The following is a 21,071-nucleotide window of genomic DNA, read 5'->3' as shown; positions in this document are numbered from 1 at the left end:
CCGGCCCCTCCCCCGTTCACACCCCCGTACCGGGTCCCGCCCACAGCCCGTCCGCGGTCAGCCCGAGCAGGTCGATCGCGTTGCGGCGCACGATGCGGTCCACGACATCGGCGTCCAGGTGCCCCATCTGCGCCTCACCGACCTCGCGGGACTTGGGCCAGGTGGAGTCGGAGTGCGGGTAGTCCGTCTCGTACAGGACGTTCCCCACCCCGATCGAGTCCAGGTTCTTCAGCCCGAAGGCGTCGTCGAAGAAGCAGCCGTAGACGTGCTCGGTGAACAGCTCCGACGGCGGCCGGTGGACCTTGTCGGCCACCCCGCCCCAGGCGCGGTTCTCCTCCCAGACCACGTCGGCGCGTTCCAGGATGTACGGGATCCAGCCGATCTGGCCCTCCGCGTACATGATCCGCAGGTTCGGGAAGCGTTCGAACTTGCCGCTCATCAGCCAGTCGACCATCGAGAAGCAGCAGTTGGCGAAGGTGATGGTGGAGCCGACGGCCGGAGGGGCGTCGGCCGAGGTGGACGGCATCTTCGAGGACGAGCCGATGTGCATGGCGATCACCGTCCCCGTCTCGTCGCAGGCCCGGAGGAACGGATCCCACTCGTCCGTATGAATGGACGGCAGTCCGAGATGGGGAGGTATTTCGGAGAACGCCACGGCGCGCACCCCGCGCGCGGCATTGCGCCGGACCTCGTCGGCGGCCAGTCGCGCGTCCCAGAGCGGGACCAGGGTGAGCGGGATGAGCCGGCCGTGCGCGTCGGGCCCGCACCATTCCTCGACCATCCAGTCGTTGTACGCACGCACCCCCAGCAGTCCGAGTTCGCGGTCCTTCGCCTCGGTGAAGGTCTGACCGCAGAAGCGGGGGAAGGTGGGGAAGCAGAGGGCGGACTGGACGTGGTTGACGTCCATGTCGGCGAGGCGCTCGGGCACCGAGAACGAACCGGGACGCATCTGCTCGTAGGTGATGACTTCGAGCTTGATCTCGTCCCGGTCGTAGCCGACGGCGGTGTCGAGCCGGGTGAGCGGGCGGTGCAGATCCTCGTACACCCACCAGTCGCCGATCGGCCCGTCATCCCCCTTCGCACCCATCACAGGCGCGAACTTGCCGCCCATGAACGTCATTTCCTTGAGCGGCGCCCGGACGATCCGCGGCCCTGAGTCCGCGTACTTGGACGGGAGCCGGTCCCGCCAGACATGAGCGGGCTCCACCGTGTGGTCGTCCACCGAGATGATCTTCGGGAAGGTCTCCATGCGTACCACGGTAGCGTTGATCTGACGAACCGTCAGCTATCCGGACGGGGCCTCGTTCCATAATCGTTGTCGAGGGCTTGTGCAGAGAGTCACCCAGTGCTGACGCGCCCCCCTTTCACAAGGCAGACTGTTGACGGCGATACCAACGGTATGGAGCAATCCGGATAGCCCCCTAGGAATCCGGACATGTGCGAACGTGCCGGGCAGCGCACAGAGCAGGACAGGAGGCGGCAATGGGCCGTGACGACGGGCCACGGGTACGCGTTCCGGAGCAACGCGCCCCGGAGCAGCGGCCGGCGGGAGAAACGGGGCTGTACTTCTCCCTGCTCGGTCCGGTACGGGCCCGGCGGGGCGACGAGACGCTGCCGTCCGGATCACCGCAGCAGCGCGCCCTGCTGACGGCTCTGCTGCTCAGGGGCGGGCGCACCGCCACGGCTGCCGAGCTCATCGACGCGATCTGGGGCGAGGACCCGCCCTCCCAGGCCCTGGCCGCCGTACGCACCTACGCCTCCCGGCTCCGCAAGACCCTCGGCCCGCTCACCCTGGCGAGCGACTCCGGCGGGTACGCGATGCGGATAGGGTCCCAGGCGCTCGATCTCACCGTGGCGCAGGAGCGGGCGGCCGACGCGGAGAAGGCCCGGGCGTCGGGCGACCGCGGGCGGGCCCGGACCCTGCTGAACGAAGCCCTCTCCCTCTGGGACGGCGAGGCCCTCGCCTCCGTGCCCGGACCGTACGCGGAGTACCAGCGCACCCGCCTGGAGGAGTGGCACCTCCAGCTCACCGAGACCCGTCTCGATCTGGACCTGGAGGTCGGCTGCCACGCGGAGGCGGTCTCCGAACTGACCGCGCTCACCGCCGCGCATCCCCTGCGCGAACGGCTGCGCGAACTGCTGATGGTGGCCCTGTACCGCAGCGGCCGCCAGGCGGAGGCGCTCGCCGTCTACGCCGACACCCGGCGGCTGCTCGCCGAGGAGCTGGGCGTCGACCCGCGCCCCGAACTCGCCGCGCTCCAGCAGCGGATCCTCCAGGCGGACGAGGACCTGGCCCGCCCGGCCGACGAACCCGTACCGGTCGCCGCGCCGGTCCGCCCGGCGCAACTCCCGGCCACGGTGCCGGACTTCACGGGCCGCGCCTCGTTCGTCCGCGAGCTGGGCGACCGCCTGGCCACCGCGGAGGGGTCCGTCATGGCCGTCTCCGCACTCGCCGGCATCGGCGGCGTCGGCAAGACGACCCTCGCCGTGCACGTGGCCCACCAGGCCCGCCGGCACTTCCCGGACGGCCAGCTGTACGTCGACCTCCAGGGCGCGGGCGCCCGTGTCGCCGAGCCGGAGACGGTCCTCGGCGCGTTCCTGCGGGCGCTGGGCACGGCGGACTCGGCGATCCCCGACTCGCTGGACGAGCGCGCCGCGCTCTACCGCTCCACGCTCGACGGCCGCCGCATCCTGATCCTCCTGGACAACGCCCACGACGCCGCCCAGATCCGCCCCCTGCTGCCCGGCACGGCGGGCTGCGCGGCCCTGGTCACCAGCCGGGTCCGGATGGTCGACCTGGCGGGCGCGCACCTGGTCGACCTGGACGTGATGTCGCCCGAGGAGGCGCTCCAGCTCTTCACCCGGATCGTGGGTGAGGAGCGCATCAACTCCGAGCGCGAGGCCGCCCTCGACGTGGTCGCCGCCTGCGGTTTCCTGCCCCTGGCCATCCGTATCGCCGCCTCCCGGCTGGCGGCCCGGCGCACCTGGACGGTCTCGGTCCTGGCCGCGAAGCTCGCGGACGAGCGCCGCCGGCTGGACGAGCTCCAGGCGGGCGACCTCGCGGTGAAGGCCACCTTCGAACTCGGCTACGGCCAGCTGGAACCGGCCCAGGCCCGCGCCTTCCGCCTGCTGGGCCTCGCGGACGGCCCGGACATCTCCCTGGCGGCCGCGGCGGCCCTGCTGAACCTGGAGGCGCACGCGGCGGAGGACCTCCTGGAGGCCCTGGTCGACACGTCCCTCCTGGAGTCGGCGGCCCCGGGGCGCTACCGGTATCACGACCTGGTGCGCCTCTACGCGCGGTCGTGCGCGGAACGGGACGAGAAGTCACCGCAGGAGCGGGAGTCGGCCCTGTCGCGGCTGCTGGACTTCTACCTGGCCACGGCGGCGGGGGTGTACGCGCTGGAGCGGCCGGGGGACCGGCTGGTGGATCACCTGGAGGCGACGGAGCGCGCCGGTCTGTCCTTCACCGACCGGCACGATGCCCAGGACTGGCTCTACTCGGAGGCCGGAGCGGTGCTGGCCTGCGTGAGCCAGTCCACGAGACCTGAGGCCCTCCTCCGGGCGGTCGACCTCCTGTGGGCCGCACTGGATCTCGCCGAATCCGGTGCGAACTCCAAGCAGTACGAGACCACCGCCTCCTTCATGCTGGAGGCCGCGCGCGCGTGCGGCAACCCCAGGGCCGAGCGACGCGCCCTGGTTGCCCTGAGCAACGCCCACCTGGTCGCCGGCCGGTTCGCCCTGGCCGATCAAGAGGCCCACCAGGTGGTGGAGTTGTCCGACGACGAGGACGACCCGCTGCCCAGTTGCTGGGCGCTGAACCACCGTGGTGTGATCGCCATCTACCAGAGCCGGCACGAGGCCGGGGAGAAGTACCTGACACGAGCGATCGAGGACTTCCGCGCCGGTGACAACCTTCCGGGGGAAGCGTCCGCGCTGTGCAACCTCTCCCGGGTCCACCTCGCCATGGGCCGGACCACGAGTGCCGTCGCGCTGGCCCGCAAGGGAATCAGCATCTACGACAGCATGGGCCACTCGCTGCGGGGCGCCAACGCGCGCTACGCGCTCGGGATCGCGCTGACGCGAAGCGGGGAACTCACCGAAGCGACCAGCAGTTTCCTGGAGGCGCTGAGGGTCTTCCGAGACAGCCGCCAGCGGCTGTGGGAGGGAATGACCCTGTTCCGCCTCGCAGAGGCGGACCTGGCGGGTGACAACCCCGCGCAGGCCGCCTCCGGGGCGGAGATGGCGCTGACCGTCCTGCGCGGCATTGGCGGGGAATGGCGTCGGGGCAACGTACTCACCGTCCTCGGATACGCCCTCGACAGAGTCGGCCAGTCGGGGCGGGCCGCGGTGTGCTGGCGTGAAGCCCTCGCGATCTATGACAGCCTCGGTTCCGACGAGGCGACCGGGATTCGCGACCTTCTCGCCCGTGTCTCCTCCGCACCGGCATGACGAACGGCCGGCGGAGCGTTCATCGTTCGTTTATCTCCGACCGGCAAGCTCGTGTCTGTCGATCCGTCGTGTCGGGGGGCAGACGGGGCGACGAGCGGCCGAACCACTAGGGTGAACGGCCCGCACAGAGCCCGTCCGGCGGTCCACGGGGGAACAGCCGGACGGGCTCCTCAGACGCAGCATGTCAGCCACAACGGAGATGACCTCATGGGTGAAAAGAAGAAGACCGACCCGATCGTCAAGCCGCAGGACACCCACGCCACCGGCGCGGAGACCGAGGTCGTGACGACGCAGGACACGCACGCCACGGGTGGCGACCTGAAGCTCTCGGACACCCATGCCACCGGCGGCGACATAAAGCCGCAGGACACTCACGCCACGAGCGAGCCGGCCAGCTAAGAGCTGCAGTCCCACGGGGAACGGCCGCGGCGGCGCGGAGGGGGAGCCGTCGCGGCCGCGGCATGTCCGCGACCTGATGCAGGTGGTCGCGCCACCGTTGTTCGGCTTCCCGCCCGGACCTCACGGGTGCGCCCCCTGCCGGCGGCGCCACTTCCCGTCCGGAAGCTCCCTCCGCGTCCAGGAGCCGGAACGCCCCGAGCCACCCGGCTCGGGCCCCCGCACCCGCTACACGCTCCGCCCCCGCAGTTCCCCCTTCACCACCTTGCCGCTCGCGTTGCGCGGGAGCTCGCTGACGAACTCCACCGCCCTCGGCACCTTGTAGTTCGCCATCTCCCGCCGCGACCAGGCGATCAGGTCGTCCGCCGTCACCGTCGCGCCCGGCCGGCGCACCGCGTACGCCTTGCCGACCTCGCCCAGTCGGGGGTCGGGGACGCCGATCACCGCGACGTCGGCGACGTCGGGGTGCAGGCCCAGGAGCTGTTCGATCTCCGCGGGATAGGCGTTGAAGCCGCCGACGATGAACATGTCCTTGATCCGGTCCGTGATGCGGAGGTTGCCGTCCGCGTCCAGGACCCCCACGTCACCGGTGTGCAGCCAGCCGTCCGAGGTGATCGCGGCGGCCGTGGTCTCCGGGTCCTCGAAGTAGCCGCTCATCACGTGGAAGCCGCGGACCATGATCTCGCCCGGCGTGCCGGGGGCGGCCAGGACGCGGAGTTCCGTACCGGGGATCGCCCGGCCCGAGGTGGAGGCGATCACCTCCGACGGGTCACCGCGGCGGCACATCGTGACGATGCCGCTCGCCTCGGAGAGGCCGTAGGCGGTCAGGACCGTGGCGATGTTCAGCTCCGTGCGGAGCCGTTCGACCAGTTGGAGCGGGACCACGGCGGCTCCCGTCACGACCAGGCGGAGCGCCGAGAGGTCGTGGGACGCGCGGGCCGGGTGGTCCAGGAGGGACTGGTGGAGCGTGGGCGGGCCGGGCAGGACCGAGATGCGTTCGGCGGCGATGTTCGCCAGGACCGTGTCCACGTTGAAGACCGGCTGCGGGATCATCGTCGCGCCGCGCATCAGGCACGCGATGATGCCCGCCTTGTAGCCGAAGGTGTGGAAGAACGGGTTCACGATCAGATAGCGGTCGCCCTCGCGCAGACCGGCCAGCTCGCTCCAGATCGCGTAGCAGCGCAGGGTCTGGGTGTGGCTGATGACCGCACCCTTGGGGCGGCCCGTGGTGCCCGAGGTGTAGATGATGTCGGAGGGGGCACAGGGGACGACGGCGTCGGCCCGTGTCCGTACCTGCGCGGCGGATATCCGCTCTCCGGCGGCCAGGAAGTCCTTCCAGGTCACGTAGTCGTCGGGCGCCGAGTCGGCGAGCACCACCACCTTCTCCAGGTGCGGGAGTTCGACCTCGGAGCGCCGCAGGGACGCCACGTACGACGTGCCGAGGAAGGTGCCCGTGACGAAGAGCAGCTTCGCGCGGCTCTGTTCCAGGACGTAGGCCGCCTCCGTGCCCTTGAAGCGGGTGTTGAGCGGGACGAGGACCGCGCCGGCCGTCACCGCTCCCAGTGCGGAGACGATCCAGTCCAGGGTGTTGGGCGCCCAGACCGCGACCCGGTCCCCCGGCTCCACGCCCGAGGCCATGCACGCGGCGGCGGCCCGCTCCACGCGTTCGCCGAGTTCCGTGTACGTGATCCTGGTGCGGCCCTCGACCACCGCCTCCCGCTCCCCGTACCGTTCCGCCGCCGCCCGTACCAGGTTCGGGACGGTGGACCATTCCTCGTCGCCGCGCATCTCGTGCCCTCCCGTCGAACCGGAAACCGCAGTAGCCGCCTCATAGCTGACTATCCGTCAGATTAGCTGTAGCCTCCTCCGCTGTCAGCAGTCATGACGGCCTCGGAGGTGGCGGGTGGCGACGCTCAAGGACAAGGCAGCGATAGCCGGTATCGGGCAGACGGAGTTCGCGAAACACCTGCCCGAGTCCGAGAAGACCCTGGCGTGCCGGGCGATCACCGCGGCGCTCGACGACGCGGGCATCGCCGCGTCGGAGGTGGACGCGTTCGCCTCGTACACGATGGAGGAGACCGACGAGGTCGAGGTCGCCAAGGCGATCGGGGCCGGTGACGTCACCTTCTTCAGCAAGGTGGGGTACGGAGGTGGCGGTTCCTGCGCGACCCTCGCGCATCTGGCGGCTGCCATCGCCACGGGACAGGCGAGCGTGGGGGTCGCCTGGCGGTCGCGGAAGCGGGGATCGGGGCCGCGGCCCTGGAAGAACACCGCCGTGCAGCTGCCCACGCCCGCCCAGTGGACCCGTCCGTACGGACTGCTGCGGCCCGCCGACGAGATCGGCATGCTCGCCCGGCGGTACATGCACGAGTACGGGGCGACCCGCGACCACCTCTTCAACGTCGCCCTCGCCTGCCGCAACCGGGCCAACCAGAACCCCGCCGCGGTGATGTACGAACGCCCGCTGACCCGCGACATGTATATGACCTCGCGCTGGATCAGCGAACCGCTCTGCCTCTTCGACAACTGCCTGGAGACGGACGGGGCGCTGGCCTGCGTCATCGTCTCCGCCGAACGGGCCCGCGACTGCCGGCAGAAGCCCGTCTACCTCCACTCCGTCGCCCAGGGACTGCCCGCACAGCACCACGGGATGGTCAACTACTGGAACGACGACCCGCTCACCGGCCCCGCCTGGACGGCGGCCCGACAGCTGTGGAAACAGGCGGACTTCGGGCCCGGTGACGTCGATGTCGCGCAGATCTACGACGCGTTCACCCCGCTCATCCCGCTCTCCCTGGAGGGATACGGATTCTGCGGGCGCGGCGAGGGTGCCGCGTTCACCGAGGGCGGGGCGCTGGAGAGCGGCGGGCGGCTGCCGATCAACACCGGTGGCGGCGGGCTCAGCGAGGGCTACGTACACGGCTTCAACCTCATCAACGAGGGCGTGAAGCAGCTGCGCGGCATCTCCACCGCCCAGGTCCCCGACGCCTCGACCTGCCTGGTCACTGCCGGGGAGGGCGTCCCCACGTCCGCCGTACTGCTGAGGAACTGAGGAGCTGACCGAGATGGACGGACTGCTGCTGCCCGTCGCCGACGAGGACGGCGCCCCCTTCTGGGAGTACGCGGCCCGGGGCGAACTGCGCGTCCAGGCGTGCGCCGCCCCGGACTGCGGACGGCTCCGCTTCCCGCCCCGGCCGTGCTGCCCGCACTGCCAGTCGTTCGAGAGCGAGTGGCGGGTGATGAACGGCCGCGGCCGCATCTGGTCGTACGTGCTGCCGCATCCGCCGCTGCTGCCCGCGTACGCCGCCCAGGCCCCGTACAACGCCGTGATCGTCGAGCTGGCCGACGCCCCGGAGATCCGGCTGGTCGGAAACGTGGTCAGCGGCCCCGACGCCCCCCTGAACTCCGTCGATCCGGCACGGCTGCGGATCGGGGCGGCGGTGAAGGCGGTCTTCTGCCCCGCCTCCCCCGACGCGACCCTGGTCCGCTGGCTGCTGGAGCGGTGAGCGGGGATGGCGCTGCGCACGGAGACGGACAAGGAGACCGGGGTGGCGCTGCTCACCCTGGACCGGCCGGAGAAGCACAATGCCATCGACCTCGCGACGGCCGCCGAACTCACCGCCGCCTGGCGGGCGTTCCGGTTCGACGACGAGGTGCGGGCCGTCGTGATCACGGGGGCCGGCGGGCGCGCGTTCTGCACCGGGATCGACCGGGGCGTGGACGTCCCGCAGCCCTCGTCCCCGTACACGATCGACGATCCGCTGCTCGCGATCGGGCCGAAGGCCAACGACCTGTGGAAGCCGGTGATCGCGGCCGTGGAGGGGATGGCCTGCGGCGGGGCGTTCTATCTGCTGGGCGAGGCGGAGTTCGTCATCGCGTCCGAGGAGGCGACGTTCTTCGATCCGCACACCACGTACGGCATGGTCAGCGCGTACGAGGCGATCGCCATGGCGCAGCGGATGCCGTTCGGCGAGGTGGCCCGGATGTCCCTGATGGGGACGGCTGAACGGGTCACGGCCCGTCGTGCGTACGAGACCGGGCTGGTCAGCGAGGTGACTCCGCCCGGCGAGGCCGTGCCGGCGGCGCTGCGGGCCGCGGCGGTCGTCGCCTCGTACCCGTCCGGTGGGGTCCAGGGGACGGTACGGGCGCTCTGGTCCGCGAAGGAGGCGGCCCGGGCACAGGCCTTCGCCCATGCCCCGCACCTGATCGCGCTCGGGAACCTGGCGCCGGAGCAGCAGGCGGAGCTGTTCGGGGGGCGGGGCGGGGGCGGCGGTTTCCGGCTGCGGTGAGCGGACGGGCCCTCTGCGGACGGGCCCTCAGTAGTCGAGCTCGGCGGTGACCGAGCACTTCTTCACCCGGGAGATCCTGCTCGGGTGGTCCATCCGGACGGAGACGTTCTTCGTCTCGCCGCCGTCCGCCTCCACGGTCGCCTCACCCGTGTCGACGGTGCCGCCGACCGCGTCGAGGAGTTTCACGTCTATCTCGTAGGTGTGGGTTCCCGTCGCGTTCGCCGTGATGCGCACGATGGAGGTGGTGACGGCCTTGAACTTGCCCTTGCGGGGGGTCGCGCAGCGGAAGACGTACGCCTGCGGGGCGTCCGTCGCCGTGGCGGTGGGGGTCGGAGTGCTGTACGTGGAGCCGGAGGAACTGCTCGACGAGCTGTAGTCGTCATCGTCGTCGTAGTCGGTGTCGTGGTAGGTGCCGTTGCTCTTCTTGGAGTTGGAGCACCCGCCGCCGCTGCTGCTGCTCGACTTGCTCTTGCCGCTCCGGCTCTTGCCGCCCTTGCTGCCGCTGCTGAATCCGGTGAGCGCGAGTACCACTGCCACCAGGACCACTGTGAGCTTCACGTGTTGCCGCACCATCGGTACGTCCCCCTTGTGTTGTCCCTCTTGCGTGCTGCGGGCCGGCCGGGCTGCCGGTCGGCCGCGCGACACCGTAGCGCACAGCGTGACGGGCCCGGCCCGGCAGTCCGGTCATGGCCCTGTCACGGTCTCGTCATCATCGTCTGGTGGCGAGGGCCTTGGCCCCGGCGTAGCGTCGAGTCGAGAGCGGTGAGGATCCGCGTTGCCGCCCGGCGGCGCCTCTCACGCCCCGCGGGAGGTACCGGACATGATCCGCAACGTCCTCGGCTCGTTCGTCGCTCTCCTAGGAGCGGCGGCCGCCGTGCTGAGCCCCTTCCGTGACTGGTACGACGGCCGCCTCGGGCGGTACTACGGAGTCGACGACCTGTTCACCGGCGTCACCGCGGCCCACCCCGGCGTCCTCGGATCGATCCTGCTGCCCTTCCTCTTCGCCGCGGTCCTGGCCGTCGTGGGCGTGGTGCTCCGCTTCCGGCCGATGGTCGCCCTCGCGGGCGTGCTGGTGCTGGGGTTCACGGTGCTGTGGATGGTGCGCCAGGGGCAGGCGGAGGGAAGCCTGACGGTCGCGGGCGACGGTTCCGGACTGCAACAAGGGGTGGCGAGCGCGGCGGGCGGCGGTGTGCTGCTTCTGCTGGGCGCGGCGCTGATGTCGGGGCGGGGGCGGCGGCGTCCCCGGCGCGAGCAGCCGTACGCGGCGCCGGGCTCGGCGGATCCGGACACGTGGCCGCCCACGCGGGAGCCGGGGCCTTCGGTGCAGACGAGTCCGTGGCCGGAGCCGGAGGCGGACCCGTACGTGGGACCGCCGTCGGGTTCGTCGGGGCCGCCGTCCGGGCCGCCCCCGGGCCCGCCGTCCGGGCCGCCGCGTGACCCCGACACGGAGCCGACCGCGACGTACCCGGTCCAGGACCCGCCGGACCACCCGCCGCCCCGGTAACCGGTGAGCGCAGCCGCGTCGAACCCGTCCGGCTACGTGGGGACGAGGCGGCCGGCACACTTCAAGCCGCCCGGCGACCGAGGACGAGGCCCCCACCCCTTCAAGCCCGTCCGGCGTTTGAGGACGAAGCGGCCACCGGGCGCCCCCGGATCCTCGCTCGTGCCCCGCCCACCACCTCACCGGTTCCGTCCTCAGACGCCGGACAGGCTGGAGTGGCACGGCCGAACCCCGAAGCGCAGGGACCGCCGACCGGGCTCGTCCGGCGACCGAGGACGAGGCCGCCACCCCTTCAAGCCCGTCCGGCGTTTGAGGACGAAGCGGCCACCGGGCGCCCCCGGCCGGGGAGGCCTACGCGCGGGCCCTGTTGCCCGTGCCCGTGCCCTTCAGCGCGTCCAGCGCGTACACGCAGCGGTCCTTGCTGCAGGCGTAGACCACGCCGCCCTGCGCCACCGGCGAGCCCGTGATCTCGCCGCCCGTGGCGAGCTTCCAGCGGAGCTGGCCGCCCACCGCGTCGAGCGTGTACAGGACGTGGTCGGCCGAGCCGAAGTGGACGCGGCCGTCGGCGACGACCGGGGCGCCCACGACCTCGCCGCCCGCGGCGAACCGCCACTTCGGGGTGCCCGTGACCGCGTCCAGCGTGTACAGCGCGTTGCCGCTGCCGACGTGCACGTTGCCGGCCACCACCAGCACCGGTTCGATCGACTGGCGGGACTCCGTGGCGATACGCCAGCGGTCCTTGCCGGTCGACGCGTCCAGGGCGTACACCGTGCCCAGGTAGTCCGCGAGGTACACCCCGCCCCCGGTGACGGCCGGGCCGGGAGCGAAGGCGGGCGGCGAGAGGAAGACCGCCGGGGACTCGAAGTGCCAGCGCACATGGCCGGTGCCGATGTCCACGGCGAGGACCCGCGTCCCCGCGGAGACGTACACGTAGCCGTCCGGCGCCGGGGTCACCCGGACCGGCACCCCGCCGCAGGAGGCCGCGTCGCCGACCGGGTAGGACCAGCGCTCCGTGCCCGTACGCGCGTCGACGGCCCGCAGCCGGGCGTCCTGCCAGAGGTAGACCGTGCCGTCGTGGAGGGCCGGTCCCGCCTCCGCCGTCTCGAAGTCCGTCTGCGCGCCGGTCGTCTCCCAGAGCTTCTCGCCCGTGGACGCCTCCCACGCCTGGACGCCGCCGCCCCGGGTGCCGGTGACGACCGTGCCGCGCTCGGCCTTCAGGGAGTACACCCACGCATCGGTCTGCAGGCGCCACCGCTCGCTGCCGCTCGTCGCGTCCAGGGCGTAGAGCGAGGGCCCGTCCGAGGCGAGGATGCTGCCGCCGTCCACGGCCATCGCCCAGGCCACGTCACGGGTCTTGAACTGGCGTCGCCCGTTGCCGGTGTCCAGCGCGTGCACCTCGAAGGAGGTGACGTACAGCAGGTCGCCGACGACGACGGGGGTCCCCCACACGTCGTTCGACATCCGGAACCGCCAGGGCCGCCAGCGGCCCGGTCCGGCCGGTGCGCCGTCGGGCGCGTGCGCCGGGGCGGGCACGGGGGCGGTCGGGGCGGTGACCGCCCCGTTCACCCCGGCGGGCGGGCGCACCCAGCCGGTCGCCGGACCGGCCTCCGCGCCGGACACCGAGGCGCGTACCTCCTGGGCGCGCGGGCCCGGACCGATCGGCACGTGCACACCGGACAGTCGCACCGGACCGCCCGTGTCGGGTGCCTGCGCCGGAGGGGCGGCCGACGGGCGGCCTTCGGGGCCACCGCGCCAGGCGTTGTCCCAGTCGGCGGCCGGCGGCCGCGCGGGCGGCGCCACGGGCGCGGGCGGAACGGGCGGCGCGACGGCGACCGCGCGTCCACCGCCGCGGCGCTGTTCGATCATCTCGGTGGCGGGCGCCGGCAGCCAGGCCGACGCCGTGCCGCTGTCGTCGCTGCCGGAGGCGAAGAGGTGCGGGGAGAGCTGGGCCTGCAGCTCGGCGGGCGTGGGCCGCAGCGACGCGTCCATCTGCATGCATGACTCGATCAGGGGCCGCAGATCGTCCGGCAGCCCGCTGACGTCGGGGCCTTCGCGCAGCAGCATGAAGACCGTCTCGACCGGGTTGGCCCCGTGGAACGGGGCGTGCCCGGTCGCGGCGAAGACGAGCGTCGAACCGAGCGAGAAGATGTCGCTGGCGCCGGTGACGCTGCGCGAGTCCCGTGCCTGCTCGGGCGACATGTAGGCGGGCGTGCCCACGGCGACGTTCGTCATGGTGAGCCGGGTGTTGGAGACACCGGACGCGATCCCGAAGTCGATCACCCGGGGGCCGTCCTCGACGACGAGCACGTTCGACGGCTTCATGTCGCGGTGCACGAGCTTCGCCCCGTGGATGGACTGCAGGGCCTCCGCGATGCCCGCCGCCAGCCAGCGCACGGCCTGGGTGGGCATCGGCCCGCACTCGTTCACTATCTCTTCGAGGGAGGGCGCGGGCACGTAGGCGGTGGCCAGCCAGGGCACGGCGGCCCGAGGATCGGCGTCGACCACGGCGGCCGTGTAGAAGCCGCTGACGGCGCGGGCGGCCTCCACCTCACGCGTGAAGCGGACCCGGAACAGCTGGTCCTCGGCCAGTTCCGTACGGACCGTCTTGATCGCCACCCGCCGGCCGGACGCCGAACGGGCGAGATAGACCAGCCCCATGCCGCCGGCCCCGAGCCGTCCCAGCACCTCGAACGGGCCGATCCGCCTCGGGTCGTGCTGCGTCAGCTGCTCCACCACTTGCCTGCCACCTCCCCGTACGGACCTCCGTGAGGAGAAGTCCGCGAAAAACCCGCCGTGTGCAGCGTCTCATCACCGGGCACCACCCGGCGGTGCGCACCCCGATTCTTCCTGGCCGAGCCCCGGGTTGCGAACCCGGGGGCGGATCGGGGTGTCCTGTGCCACTCCGGGCCGTATCAGGACACCGGCGGCTGAAGTACGGCGAACACGGCGCCCTGGTCGTCCTGGAGGACCGACATCCGCCCGTAGGGGATGTCGAAGGGCGGCTCGGAGACCCGGCCGCCGAGCCGCTTCACGGTCTCGGTCGAGGCGTCGCAGTCCGCCACGGTGAAGTAACTGAGGAAGTAGCTGGGCATCTCGGCGGGAAACGCGTCCGTAATGACGCTGCGCCCGCCGACCGCGGTGTCCGGGCCCGGCTCGGTGCCGGCCGGAGACCACATCCGGAAGTCGACGCCGGACTCCGCGGTGCCCGGATCGCCTGCGCCCGGCTCGTCGAGGTCCGTGGACCGGAAGCCGAAGACCTCCTCGTAGAAGGCGTCGACCTTGCCCTTCTGCCGGGTGTAGACCTCGGTCCAGCAGAAGGAGCCGGGCTCGTTCTGCTTCTGGAAGCCCTGGCGCTCACCGGCCTGCCAGAGGCCGAACACCGCGCCTCCGGGGTCGACGGCCTGGGCGAGCACCCCGGCCCGGCCGGCCCGGACGGGGTCGGTGATCACCTGACCGCCGGACGCGCGGATCCGGGCGACGGAGGCGGTGATGTCCTCGGTGGCGAAGTAGACGCCCCAGGCGGTCGGCATCCGGCCGTCCTGCTTGGCGGCGAGGGCGGCGACGAGCTTTCCGTCGCTGAGGGCGTCGGCGACGGGGCCGTCGCCCGCCCGGAAGGTCCAGCCGAAGAGCTCACCGTAGAAGCGCTTGCCCGCTTCCAGATCGGAGAGCTGCACATCCACCCAGCACGGCGCGGACTGCGCGAATGCGGCCATGGGCCCGGATCCTTCCGTCGTGAAGACGCTCACCCGTGATGACGCTCGTCCCTGATGACGCCCATCCACGGTGACGCTCGTCACACCCAACGTAGCCGCGCCCCGGCCCGCTCGCGCTCCAGCCTCTCCGAAGCGAACATATTTTCGATACACACGCCCCGGACGAGACTGTCACGGAAAGTTATCCACCGAAGTTGTCCACAGGCTGTTGATAACATTAATCAAGCTGTGGGGAACCGGGAGGCGACCCCTGGGGCACACCCCCCGAAATCCCCCCACTCCCCCCACCGCGCCTGCCGCACTCCCCATTTGCAGTCGGCCGAATCGCGCTCCGATCACCCGTCGGTAAGCTGACGGCATGACAGGACAAGTACGCACCGTCGACGGCCGCGTGGCCGGTCGACGCGGACAGGCGACGCGGCAGAAGCTGCTCGACTGCCTCAGCGAGATGCTCAGCTCCTCGCCGTACCGGGACGTCAAAGTCATCGACGTCGCCCGGAAGGCGGGGACTTCACCCGCAACCTTCTACCAGTACTTCCCCGACGTCGAGGGCGCCGTTCTCGAAATCGCCGAGGAAATGGCCAAGGAGGGTGCCGGACTGACCGAACTGGTCGCCGGACGCTCCTGGGTCGGCAAGGCCGGATGGCAGACCGCCGAAGAACTCGTCGAGGGATTCCTCGACTTCTGGCGGCGCAACGACGCCATCCTGCGCGTGGTCGACCTCGGCGCGGCCGAGGGCGACAAGCGGTTCTACAAGATCCGCATGAAGATCCTGAATTCCGTCACCAACTCCCTTACGGATTCGGTGAAGGAGCTCCAGGCCAAGGGCAAGGTCGACAAGGACGTCAGCCCCGCGGCCATGGCGGGCTCCCTGGTCGCGATGCTGGCCGCCGTCGCCTCGCACCAGAAGGGTTTCACCACCTGGGGCGTGAAGCAGGCCGAACTCAGGCCGAACCTCGCGCTGTTGGTGCATCTGGGCATCACCGGCAAGAAGCCGACGAAGTAGCGCCCGCGCCGGAACCCCGTACTGGGTGACGCGCGGTGATCCCGGGCGCCCCAGGTCCTGTCTCACCGACGGCGGACCACGCATGTGGTCCGCCGTCGGTGTACCCGGACGGCGGACGACCGGCCCGCCATGTCACGCACGACCCTCACGCGGGGCCGTCGCGCCCGACCGTCACACAGGGCCGTCACGCGGGGCCGTCACGCCCCTCCGGCGGATCCGTCTTCTCCGGCCCTTCCGACCGCCCCGCCCCCTCCGGTCCCTCCGGCCCTTCCCGCCTCTCCAGCCGGAACAGCCGGATCTCCCGGTCGATCCGGGCCTGGTACGCGGCGTAGGGCGGCCAGAACCTCAGCGCGCTCTCCCACACCCGGGCCCGTTCCTCCCCTGCCAGCAGCCGTGCCCGCACCGCGATGTCGCCGCCCTTCCAGTTGATGACGGCCGCGTCGGGATGCGCCAGCAGATTCGCCGTCCAGGCCGGATGACCCGGACGGCCGAAGTTGCTGCCGACCAGGATCCAGCTGCCCGGCCCCCCGTCACCCGACTGCGGCATGCAGGCCAGCGGGGTGGTCCGCGGTTGCCCGCTGCGCGCCCCCGGCACCGTCAGCACCACCCCCGGCAGCATCTGCGCACTGAGCAGCACCCTGCCCCGGGTGAGCCGGTGCACCGTGCGGTCCATGGCGGGCACCACATGCGGGGCGATCCGCGCGAAGGCACGGGTCGACGACATCTTCTGGACGAGCCGGACCCCGGGCGCCATCAGACCGCCACCTGCCCGGCCGGTCCACGCCCGGCCGTCTTCCGCTGCCCGGCCGTCTTCCCCTGCCCGGCCGTCCGGCCCCGCCCTTCCGGCTCCCCGCGCCCGGCCGGACCGTCGTCCCCGGGCGGATCCTCGTGCGCCTCCTGGCCGAACAGCCCGGCCCGCTGAGCCGCGTGGTCGCGGAGCCGGTGGACGGGGCCGAGGAGCAGTTCGTCGGACGCGGCCCGCTTGAAGAACAACTGCGCCTCGTCCTCCCAGGTGTAGCCCATCCCCCCGTGGAGCTGCACCGCCTCGGCGGTGGTGATCCGCAGCGTCTCCAGCGCCTGGGCGAGCGCGAGCCCGCCGGACTCCGGGTCCCAGGCGGCGTAGTACGCGGCGGAGCGGGCCGACCGCACGCGTACGTACAGATCCGCCAGCCGGAGCTTCACGGCCTGGAAGGAGCCGACGGCGCGGCCGGACTTCTCGCGCTCGCCGACGTAGTCGACCGTCCGTTCCAGCGCGCTCGCCGCCGCTCCCGCCGCCTCCGCGGCGAGTGCGACCGCGGCTGTGCGCCCGGCGGCCGCGAGCGCGGCCGTCACGTCCACGGTGTCGTCGGCGCCCAGGAGTTCGGCCTCGGTGTCGCGCAGCTGGATCCGGGCAAGCGGCCGGGTCCCGTCGAGCGAGGTCTGCCGGGTGCGGACGAGTCCGGCGGGCGGCTGCGGCCCGTCGGCCCGGACCAGGAACAGCAGGGTGCGGCTGCGCGGGAAGCCGCCCGCGTGGGCGGCGACCAGGAGCAGTCCCGCGCTGTGCCCGTCCAGCACCTGGGCGGCCTCCCCGTACAGCCGCCACCCGCCGTCGCCGCCGGCCGGCCGGGCCTGCACACCGCCCGCCCGTCCGCCGCCCGCCCAGGCGCCCCCGGTGAGATCGCCGGTGAGGCCGAGCGCGGTGGAGAGCGAGCCGCCGGGGACGGCCAGGGCCGCGGTGAGCCCGCCGGCCGCGAGGGAGGGCAGCAGAGCGGCGCGCTGCTCCCCGGTGCCGAGGGCGAGGATCAGGGGGGCGGCGAGCACGGCGGTGGCGAGCAGCGGGGACGGCAGCAGGGCCCGGCCGGTCTCCTCCAGGGCGACGGCGAGCTCGGACGGGCCGTGGCCCCCGCCTCCGTACTCCTTCGGGAGGGCGAGTCCGGGCAGTCCGAGGTCACGGGAGAGCCGGCGCCACAGGGCCGTGTCGTATCCGTCCGGTGTCGCCGGGGCATCCCCGGTGCGGCCGGGTCCGTGTGCGGCCAGCAGTTCGCGCAGGGTACGGCGGATCTCGTCCTGTTCCGCGGTGAAGGCGGCATCCATCGGCGGGCTCCTTCTCCTCGGAGGCCGACGGCCTCCGATCTGACGGGCCGTCATGCTAGGTGCGGCGGAGCGATATTCCCAGAGTCGCGTCACGCGACGGGGCTCACATGATCCGTCTCCCGCACGGGCGGCCCACTCCCCTCTTATCTGATGTACCGTCAGATTCATGCCTGCCACGCCCTCTTCCCGCCGCAAGGTCGCTGTCGTCGGCATATCCCTCGCCGACTGCGGACGCGTCGACACGGCCACGCCGTACGCCCTGCACGCCCAGGCCGCCCGCCGGGCGCTCGCCGACTCGGGCCTGGACCGGTCGGTCGTCGACGGTTTCGCCTCCGCCGGGCTCGGCACGCTCGCCCCGGTCGAGGTCGCCGAGTACCTGGGCCTGAAACCCACCTGGGTGGACTCCACCTCGGTCGGCGGATCGACCTGGGAGGTGATGGCGGCCCATGCGGCCGACGCCATCGCCGCGGGCCGCGCCAACGCCGTCCTGCTGGTCTACGGGTCGACGGCCCGGGCGGACATCAAAGCGGGCCGCCGCACGTCCAACCTCTCCTTCGGAGCCCGTGGCCCGCTCCAGTTCGAGGTGCCGTACGGGCACTCGCTGATCGCCAAGTACGCGATGGCCGCCCGCCGCCACATGCACGAGTACGGCACCACCCTGGAGCAGCTCGCCGAGGTGGCGGTGCAGGCGCGGGCGAACGCGGCGGCCAACCCGGACGCGATGTTCCGCACCCCGGTCACGGTGGACGAGGTGCTGTCGGGCCCGATGATCGCCGACCCGTTCACCAAACTGCACTGCTGCATCCGCAGCGACGGGGGCTGCGCGGTGCTGCTGGCGGCGCAGGAGTACGTACCGGACACGGTGAAGGCGCCCGTCTGGATCCTCGGCACCGGCGAGCACGTCTCCCACTCCGCCATGTCGGAGTGGGACGACTTCACGGTCTCCCCCGCCGCCGTCTCGGGCCGCCTCGCCTTCGAACGGGCGGGGGTGGCGCCCGCGGACATCGACCTGGCCGAGATCTACGACGCGTTCACCTATATGACGCTGGTGACGCTGGAGGACCTGGGTTTCTGCGCGAAGGGCGAGGGCGGGTCCTTCGTGGAGAAGGGCCGCACGGGCCTCACCGGCGAGCTCCCGGTCAACACGGACGGCGGCGGCCTGTCCGCCTGCCACCCCGGGATGCGCGGACTGTTCCTGCTGGTGGAGGCCGTACGCCAGCTGCGCGGCGAGGCGGGGGCCCGGCAGGTGCGCAAGGCGGGGGGCCGGCTGCCGGAACTGGCGGTGGCCTCGGGGACGGGCGGCTGGTTCTGCTCGTCGGGGACGGTGGTGCTGGGGCGGGGGTGACGGATGAGGGGCGGGTGGTGCGTTCCGTCGGCGTCCGTCCTGTGCAATGGGGTCATGAGCGACGCACAGAAGCCCTTCCTCGACCTCCTCCACGCCCAGCGCGTCTGGGACATCGAGCTCCCCGCCTTCGACCCGGCCGCGGCACCGCCCGCCCCGCTCCCCCTCTTCCACGCCTGGTTCGCCGAGGCCGTCGCCGCCGGGCAGGCCGAGCCGCACACGATGACGCTGGCCACGGTCGACGCGGAGGGCCTGCCCGACGTACGCACGCTGATGCTGCACGACGCCGACGAGCGCGGCTGGCACTTCGCCACGCACGCCACCAGCGCGAAGGGCCGCGAGCTCGCCGCCCGCCCTTATGCCGCGCTCGGCTTCTACTGGCCCGCGCAGGGACGGCAGGTACGGGTCCGGGGCCCCGTCACCGTCTGCTCCCCCGCCGAGAGCCGCGCCGATCTGCACGCCCGCTCGACCGGGGCCCTGGCCTCGGCGCTGGTGGGGCGGCAGAGCGAGGTGCTGGGCTCTACGGGCGAGCTCGACCGGGCCTCGGACGCCGCGTGGCTGCGGGCGCGGGAGGAGCCGGACGCGGAGGTGGCGAGCTGGACGCGGTACGTGGTCGAGCCGCACGAGGCCGAGTTCTTCCAGGGCGACGCCCGGCGGCGGCACGTACGGCTGCGCTACCGCCGGGCCGGTGCGGGCTGGACGCGGGAGCTGCTCTGGCCCTGACCGGGCCCGCACCCGCGCCCCTCCCCTCACCGGCTGCCGGGTCAGGTGATCGTGATGGCCTGTACGGGGCAGGCCCGGGCGGCCTCGCCGGCCATGGGCCCGGGCTCGGCCTCCGCCAGGAGTTCACTGAGCCCGTCGTCGTCCTGCGTGAACACCTTCGGTGCGGCGAGCGCGCACTGCCCGGCCCCGATGCACACGTCCCTGTCGATATCGATCCGCATGTCCGTCCGTCCTTCCGTCGGTATTCCGGTCACCACGTCACGGGCAGTTCGACGAGCCCCTGAAGCGTGTCGCCCGGTTTGAACGGCACCTCCTCGGCCGGCACCGCCAGCCGCAGGCCGGGCAGGCGGCCGAAGAGCGCGGGCAGCGCGATCTCCAGCTCGGCCCGCGCGAGGTTCTGGCCCAGGCACTGATGGATGCCGAACCCGAAGGCGACGTGGTTGCGCGCACCGCGCCCGAGATCCAGCTCGTCCGGCGCCGGGTAGACGGACGCGTCCCGGTTGATGACCGCGGCGGACAGCAGGACACCGTCGCCCGCCCGGACGGTCACCCCGCCCACCTCGATGTCCTCGACGGCCACCCGTGAGAGCCCGTCGACGATGGACAGGAAGCGGAGGAGCTCCTCGACGGCGACCGGAACTCCGGCGCCCTCACGCATCAGGGCCAGCTGGTCCGGGTGCCGGAGAAGGGTGAAGGTGCCGAGCGAGATCATGTTGGCGGTCGTCTCGTGCCCGGCCACGAGCAGGATCTGGGCCAGCCGCACCAGCTCCTCAAGATCCACCGATCCGGTCTCCAGCTGCTTGGCGATGAGCTCGTCGAGCAGCCCCTCCCCCGGGTGGCGCCGCTTCCGCGCGATCAAGGTGCGGAAGTACTCGTTGAGCGCTTCGCGCGCCTCGTCGACATCGGAACCCGCGGGGCCGCGCAGCAGCTTGCGGGACTGCGCCTCGAAGAAGTCGTGGTCCGCGTAGGGCACGCCGAGCAGCGCGCAGATGACCATGGAGGGGACGGGCAGCGCGAAGGCGTCGACCAGCTCGGCCGGTGGGCCCTGCTCGACCATCGCGTCGAGCAGCCGGCCGACGATCTCCTGGATGCTCGGCCGGAGCGCCGCCGCCCGCCGGACGGTGAAGCTCGGGATCAGCATCCGGCGCTGCGCCTTGTGCTCCGGATCGTCGACGCCGACCAGTTCGACGCGCCGCACGGAGGTCTTCGCCAGCCGCTGGGTGAAGACGGGGAAGGCGGGGTTCTCCCGGTCGGACGACAACCGTGGGTCCACCAGCAGCGACCGTGCCTCGGCGTGCCCGGTCACCAGCCACACCGTGCGGCCGTCGAAGAGCCGGACGCGGGACACCGGCTGCTGACCGCGGCTCGTGCTCGGATAGCCGGCCGGCGGGTGATAGGGGCAGGTGCGGTTCTGCGGGAAGGCGACGGTCTCGGTCTGTGTCATGGCGGACCTCACGAGGAGAGGGGGTGTCCTACCGATCACCCACCACTAGATGCCCAAGGCATCTAAATGGGTAGGCGCTGTTCGGCCAGATCCCCCCGCGCGCGCCGCCCAGCCGCACTTATCCGCTTTCGACAG

17 protein-coding genes and 1 pseudogene are annotated in these 21,071 nt (G+C 72.2%); 9 read left to right on the top strand and 9 right to left on the bottom strand.

Annotated elements, in window-relative coordinates; translation table 11 throughout:
* Positions 1-16: 16 nt before the first annotated feature.
* Positions 17-1,249, bottom strand: a complete 1,233-nt coding sequence (locus ACGFZA_RS00465) for an amidohydrolase family protein (protein ID WP_385275052.1) — start codon at positions 1,247-1,249, stop codon at positions 17-19.
* Between the two features lie 233 nt (positions 1,250-1,482).
* On the opposite strand from ACGFZA_RS00465, the gene ACGFZA_RS00460 reads away from it, so the two are divergent.
* Entirely contained in the window at positions 1,483-4,449 is a 2,967-nt protein-coding gene (locus tag ACGFZA_RS00460; RefSeq protein ID WP_385275055.1) for a BTAD domain-containing putative transcriptional regulator, read from the top strand.
* A gap of 207 nt (positions 4,450-4,656) precedes the next feature.
* Entirely contained in the window at positions 4,657-4,848 is a 192-nt protein-coding gene (locus ACGFZA_RS00455; RefSeq protein ID WP_385275058.1) for a hypothetical protein, read from the top strand.
* 225 nt (positions 4,849-5,073) lie between these two features.
* Here ACGFZA_RS00455 and ACGFZA_RS00450 read toward each other — a convergent pair whose 3' ends face one another.
* Positions 5,074-6,633 carry a FadD3 family acyl-CoA ligase gene (locus tag ACGFZA_RS00450; RefSeq protein ID WP_393676205.1) on the bottom strand — a complete coding sequence of 520 codons (1,560 nt, stop codon included), beginning with the start codon at positions 6,631-6,633 and terminating at the stop codon, positions 5,074-5,076.
* Between the two features lie 115 nt (positions 6,634-6,748).
* On the opposite strand from ACGFZA_RS00450, the gene ACGFZA_RS00445 reads away from it, so the two are divergent.
* Genes ACGFZA_RS00445 through ACGFZA_RS00435 form a run of 3 tightly spaced genes read left to right on the top strand, consistent with a single transcriptional unit; the run spans position 6,749 to position 9,134 of the window.
* Complete coding sequence (locus ACGFZA_RS00445) at positions 6,749-7,897, top strand: lipid-transfer protein (RefSeq protein WP_385275062.1); 1,149 nt, start codon at positions 6,749-6,751, stop codon at positions 7,895-7,897.
* A gap of 13 nt (positions 7,898-7,910) precedes the next feature.
* Positions 7,911-8,351 carry a Zn-ribbon domain-containing OB-fold protein gene (locus ACGFZA_RS00440; RefSeq protein WP_385275065.1) on the top strand — a complete coding sequence of 147 codons (441 nt, stop codon included), beginning with the start codon at positions 7,911-7,913 and terminating at the stop codon, positions 8,349-8,351.
* 6 nt (positions 8,352-8,357) lie between these two features.
* On the top strand, positions 8,358-9,134 hold the full coding sequence (locus ACGFZA_RS00435) for an enoyl-CoA hydratase/isomerase family protein (RefSeq protein ID WP_393676203.1): 777 nt from the start codon (positions 8,358-8,360) through the stop codon (positions 9,132-9,134).
* Positions 9,135-9,161: 27 nt separating this feature from the next.
* Here ACGFZA_RS00435 and ACGFZA_RS00430 read toward each other — a convergent pair whose 3' ends face one another.
* Complete coding sequence (locus tag ACGFZA_RS00430; RefSeq protein ID WP_385275071.1) at positions 9,162-9,707, bottom strand: hypothetical protein; 546 nt, start codon at positions 9,705-9,707, stop codon at positions 9,162-9,164.
* A gap of 247 nt (positions 9,708-9,954) precedes the next feature.
* Between ACGFZA_RS00430 and ACGFZA_RS00425 the strand changes: the two genes are divergently transcribed.
* Positions 9,955-10,638: a hypothetical protein gene (locus tag ACGFZA_RS00425; RefSeq protein ID WP_385275074.1), complete on the top strand. Its 684-nt coding sequence runs from the start codon at positions 9,955-9,957 to the stop codon at positions 10,636-10,638.
* A 348-nt stretch (positions 10,639-10,986) separates the two neighbouring features.
* On the opposite strand, the gene ACGFZA_RS00420 is transcribed toward ACGFZA_RS00425, so the two are convergent.
* Both ACGFZA_RS00420 and ACGFZA_RS00415 read right to left on the bottom strand, forming a co-directional pair.
* Entirely contained in the window at positions 10,987-13,368 is a 2,382-nt protein-coding gene (locus ACGFZA_RS00420; RefSeq protein ID WP_393677577.1) for a PQQ-binding-like beta-propeller repeat protein, read from the bottom strand.
* A gap of 179 nt (positions 13,369-13,547) precedes the next feature.
* A complete protein-coding gene (locus ACGFZA_RS00415; protein WP_393676200.1) occupies positions 13,548-14,348 on the bottom strand; it encodes a VOC family protein in 801 nt (266 codons plus the stop codon).
* Positions 14,349-14,706: 358 nt separating this feature from the next.
* Between ACGFZA_RS00415 and ACGFZA_RS00410 the strand changes: the two genes are divergently transcribed.
* Entirely contained in the window at positions 14,707-15,354 is a 648-nt protein-coding gene (locus ACGFZA_RS00410) for a TetR family transcriptional regulator (RefSeq protein ID WP_326737996.1), read from the top strand.
* Positions 15,355-15,625: 271 nt separating this feature from the next.
* On the opposite strand, the pseudogene ACGFZA_RS00405 reads toward ACGFZA_RS00410, so the two are convergent.
* Positions 15,626-16,108: pseudogene (locus ACGFZA_RS00405) on the bottom strand (nitroreductase family deazaflavin-dependent oxidoreductase); the annotation flags it as partial.
* On the bottom strand, positions 16,108-17,427 hold the full coding sequence (locus tag ACGFZA_RS00400; RefSeq protein ID WP_393676198.1) for an acyl-CoA dehydrogenase family protein: 1,320 nt from the start codon (positions 17,425-17,427) through the stop codon (positions 16,108-16,110). The gene ACGFZA_RS00400 and the pseudogene ACGFZA_RS00405, both read right to left, overlap by 1 nt.
* A 166-nt stretch (positions 17,428-17,593) precedes the next feature.
* Between ACGFZA_RS00400 and ACGFZA_RS00395 the strand changes: the two genes are divergently transcribed.
* Both ACGFZA_RS00395 and ACGFZA_RS00390 read left to right on the top strand, forming a co-directional pair.
* Positions 17,594-18,772 carry an acetyl-CoA acetyltransferase gene (locus tag ACGFZA_RS00395; RefSeq protein WP_385275084.1) on the top strand — a complete coding sequence of 393 codons (1,179 nt, stop codon included), beginning with the start codon at positions 17,594-17,596 and terminating at the stop codon, positions 18,770-18,772.
* A 54-nt stretch (positions 18,773-18,826) separates the two neighbouring features.
* Entirely contained in the window at positions 18,827-19,492 is a 666-nt protein-coding gene (locus tag ACGFZA_RS00390; RefSeq protein ID WP_385275087.1) for a pyridoxal 5'-phosphate synthase, read from the top strand.
* Between the two features lie 41 nt (positions 19,493-19,533).
* On the opposite strand, the gene ACGFZA_RS00385 is transcribed toward ACGFZA_RS00390, so the two are convergent.
* Positions 19,534-19,713 carry a ferredoxin gene (locus ACGFZA_RS00385; RefSeq protein ID WP_385275090.1) on the bottom strand — a complete coding sequence of 60 codons (180 nt, stop codon included), beginning with the start codon at positions 19,711-19,713 and terminating at the stop codon, positions 19,534-19,536.
* A gap of 29 nt (positions 19,714-19,742) precedes the next feature.
* Positions 19,743-20,936 carry a cytochrome P450 gene (locus ACGFZA_RS00380; protein ID WP_393676194.1) on the bottom strand — a complete coding sequence of 398 codons (1,194 nt, stop codon included), beginning with the start codon at positions 20,934-20,936 and terminating at the stop codon, positions 19,743-19,745.
* Positions 20,937-21,071: the final 135 nt, after the last annotated feature.

The sequence above is a fragment of the Streptomyces sp. NPDC048211 genome (assembly GCF_043202315.1).
Classification (GTDB): Bacteria; Actinomycetota; Actinomycetes; order Streptomycetales; family Streptomycetaceae; genus Streptomyces.
This window is presented reverse-complemented; position numbering and strand designations above follow the sequence as displayed.

What these genes read in the sequence shown, in the direction of transcription:
- ACGFZA_RS00395 (WP_385275084.1), top strand. Translation starts at nt 17,594, where the DNA reads ATGCCTGCCACGCCCTCTTCCCGCCGCAAGGTCGCTGTCGTCGGCATA.
- ACGFZA_RS00430 (WP_385275071.1), bottom strand. Translation starts at nt 9,707, where the DNA reads ATGGTGCGGCAACACGTGAAGCTCACAGTGGTCCTGGTGGCAGTGGTA.
- ACGFZA_RS00410 (WP_326737996.1), top strand. Translation starts at nt 14,707, where the DNA reads ATGACAGGACAAGTACGCACCGTCGACGGCCGCGTGGCCGGTCGACGC.
- ACGFZA_RS00400 (WP_393676198.1), bottom strand. Translation starts at nt 17,427, where the DNA reads ATGGATGCCGCCTTCACCGCGGAACAGGACGAGATCCGCCGTACCCTG.
- ACGFZA_RS00415 (WP_393676200.1), bottom strand. Translation starts at nt 14,348, where the DNA reads ATGGCCGCATTCGCGCAGTCCGCGCCGTGCTGGGTGGATGTGCAGCTC.
- ACGFZA_RS00390 (WP_385275087.1), top strand. Translation starts at nt 18,827, where the DNA reads ATGAGCGACGCACAGAAGCCCTTCCTCGACCTCCTCCACGCCCAGCGC.
- ACGFZA_RS00380 (WP_393676194.1), bottom strand. Translation starts at nt 20,936, where the DNA reads ATGACACAGACCGAGACCGTCGCCTTCCCGCAGAACCGCACCTGCCCC.
- ACGFZA_RS00425 (WP_385275074.1), top strand. Translation starts at nt 9,955, where the DNA reads ATGATCCGCAACGTCCTCGGCTCGTTCGTCGCTCTCCTAGGAGCGGCG.
- ACGFZA_RS00385 (WP_385275090.1), bottom strand. Translation starts at nt 19,713, where the DNA reads ATGCGGATCGATATCGACAGGGACGTGTGCATCGGGGCCGGGCAGTGC.
- ACGFZA_RS00450 (WP_393676205.1), bottom strand. Translation starts at nt 6,633, where the DNA reads ATGCGCGGCGACGAGGAATGGTCCACCGTCCCGAACCTGGTACGGGCG.
- ACGFZA_RS00440 (WP_385275065.1), top strand. Translation starts at nt 7,911, where the DNA reads ATGGACGGACTGCTGCTGCCCGTCGCCGACGAGGACGGCGCCCCCTTC.
- ACGFZA_RS00460 (WP_385275055.1), top strand. Translation starts at nt 1,483, where the DNA reads ATGGGCCGTGACGACGGGCCACGGGTACGCGTTCCGGAGCAACGCGCC.
- ACGFZA_RS00435 (WP_393676203.1), top strand. Translation starts at nt 8,358, where the DNA reads ATGGCGCTGCGCACGGAGACGGACAAGGAGACCGGGGTGGCGCTGCTC.
- ACGFZA_RS00455 (WP_385275058.1), top strand. Translation starts at nt 4,657, where the DNA reads ATGGGTGAAAAGAAGAAGACCGACCCGATCGTCAAGCCGCAGGACACC.
- ACGFZA_RS00465 (WP_385275052.1), bottom strand. Translation starts at nt 1,249, where the DNA reads ATGGAGACCTTCCCGAAGATCATCTCGGTGGACGACCACACGGTGGAG.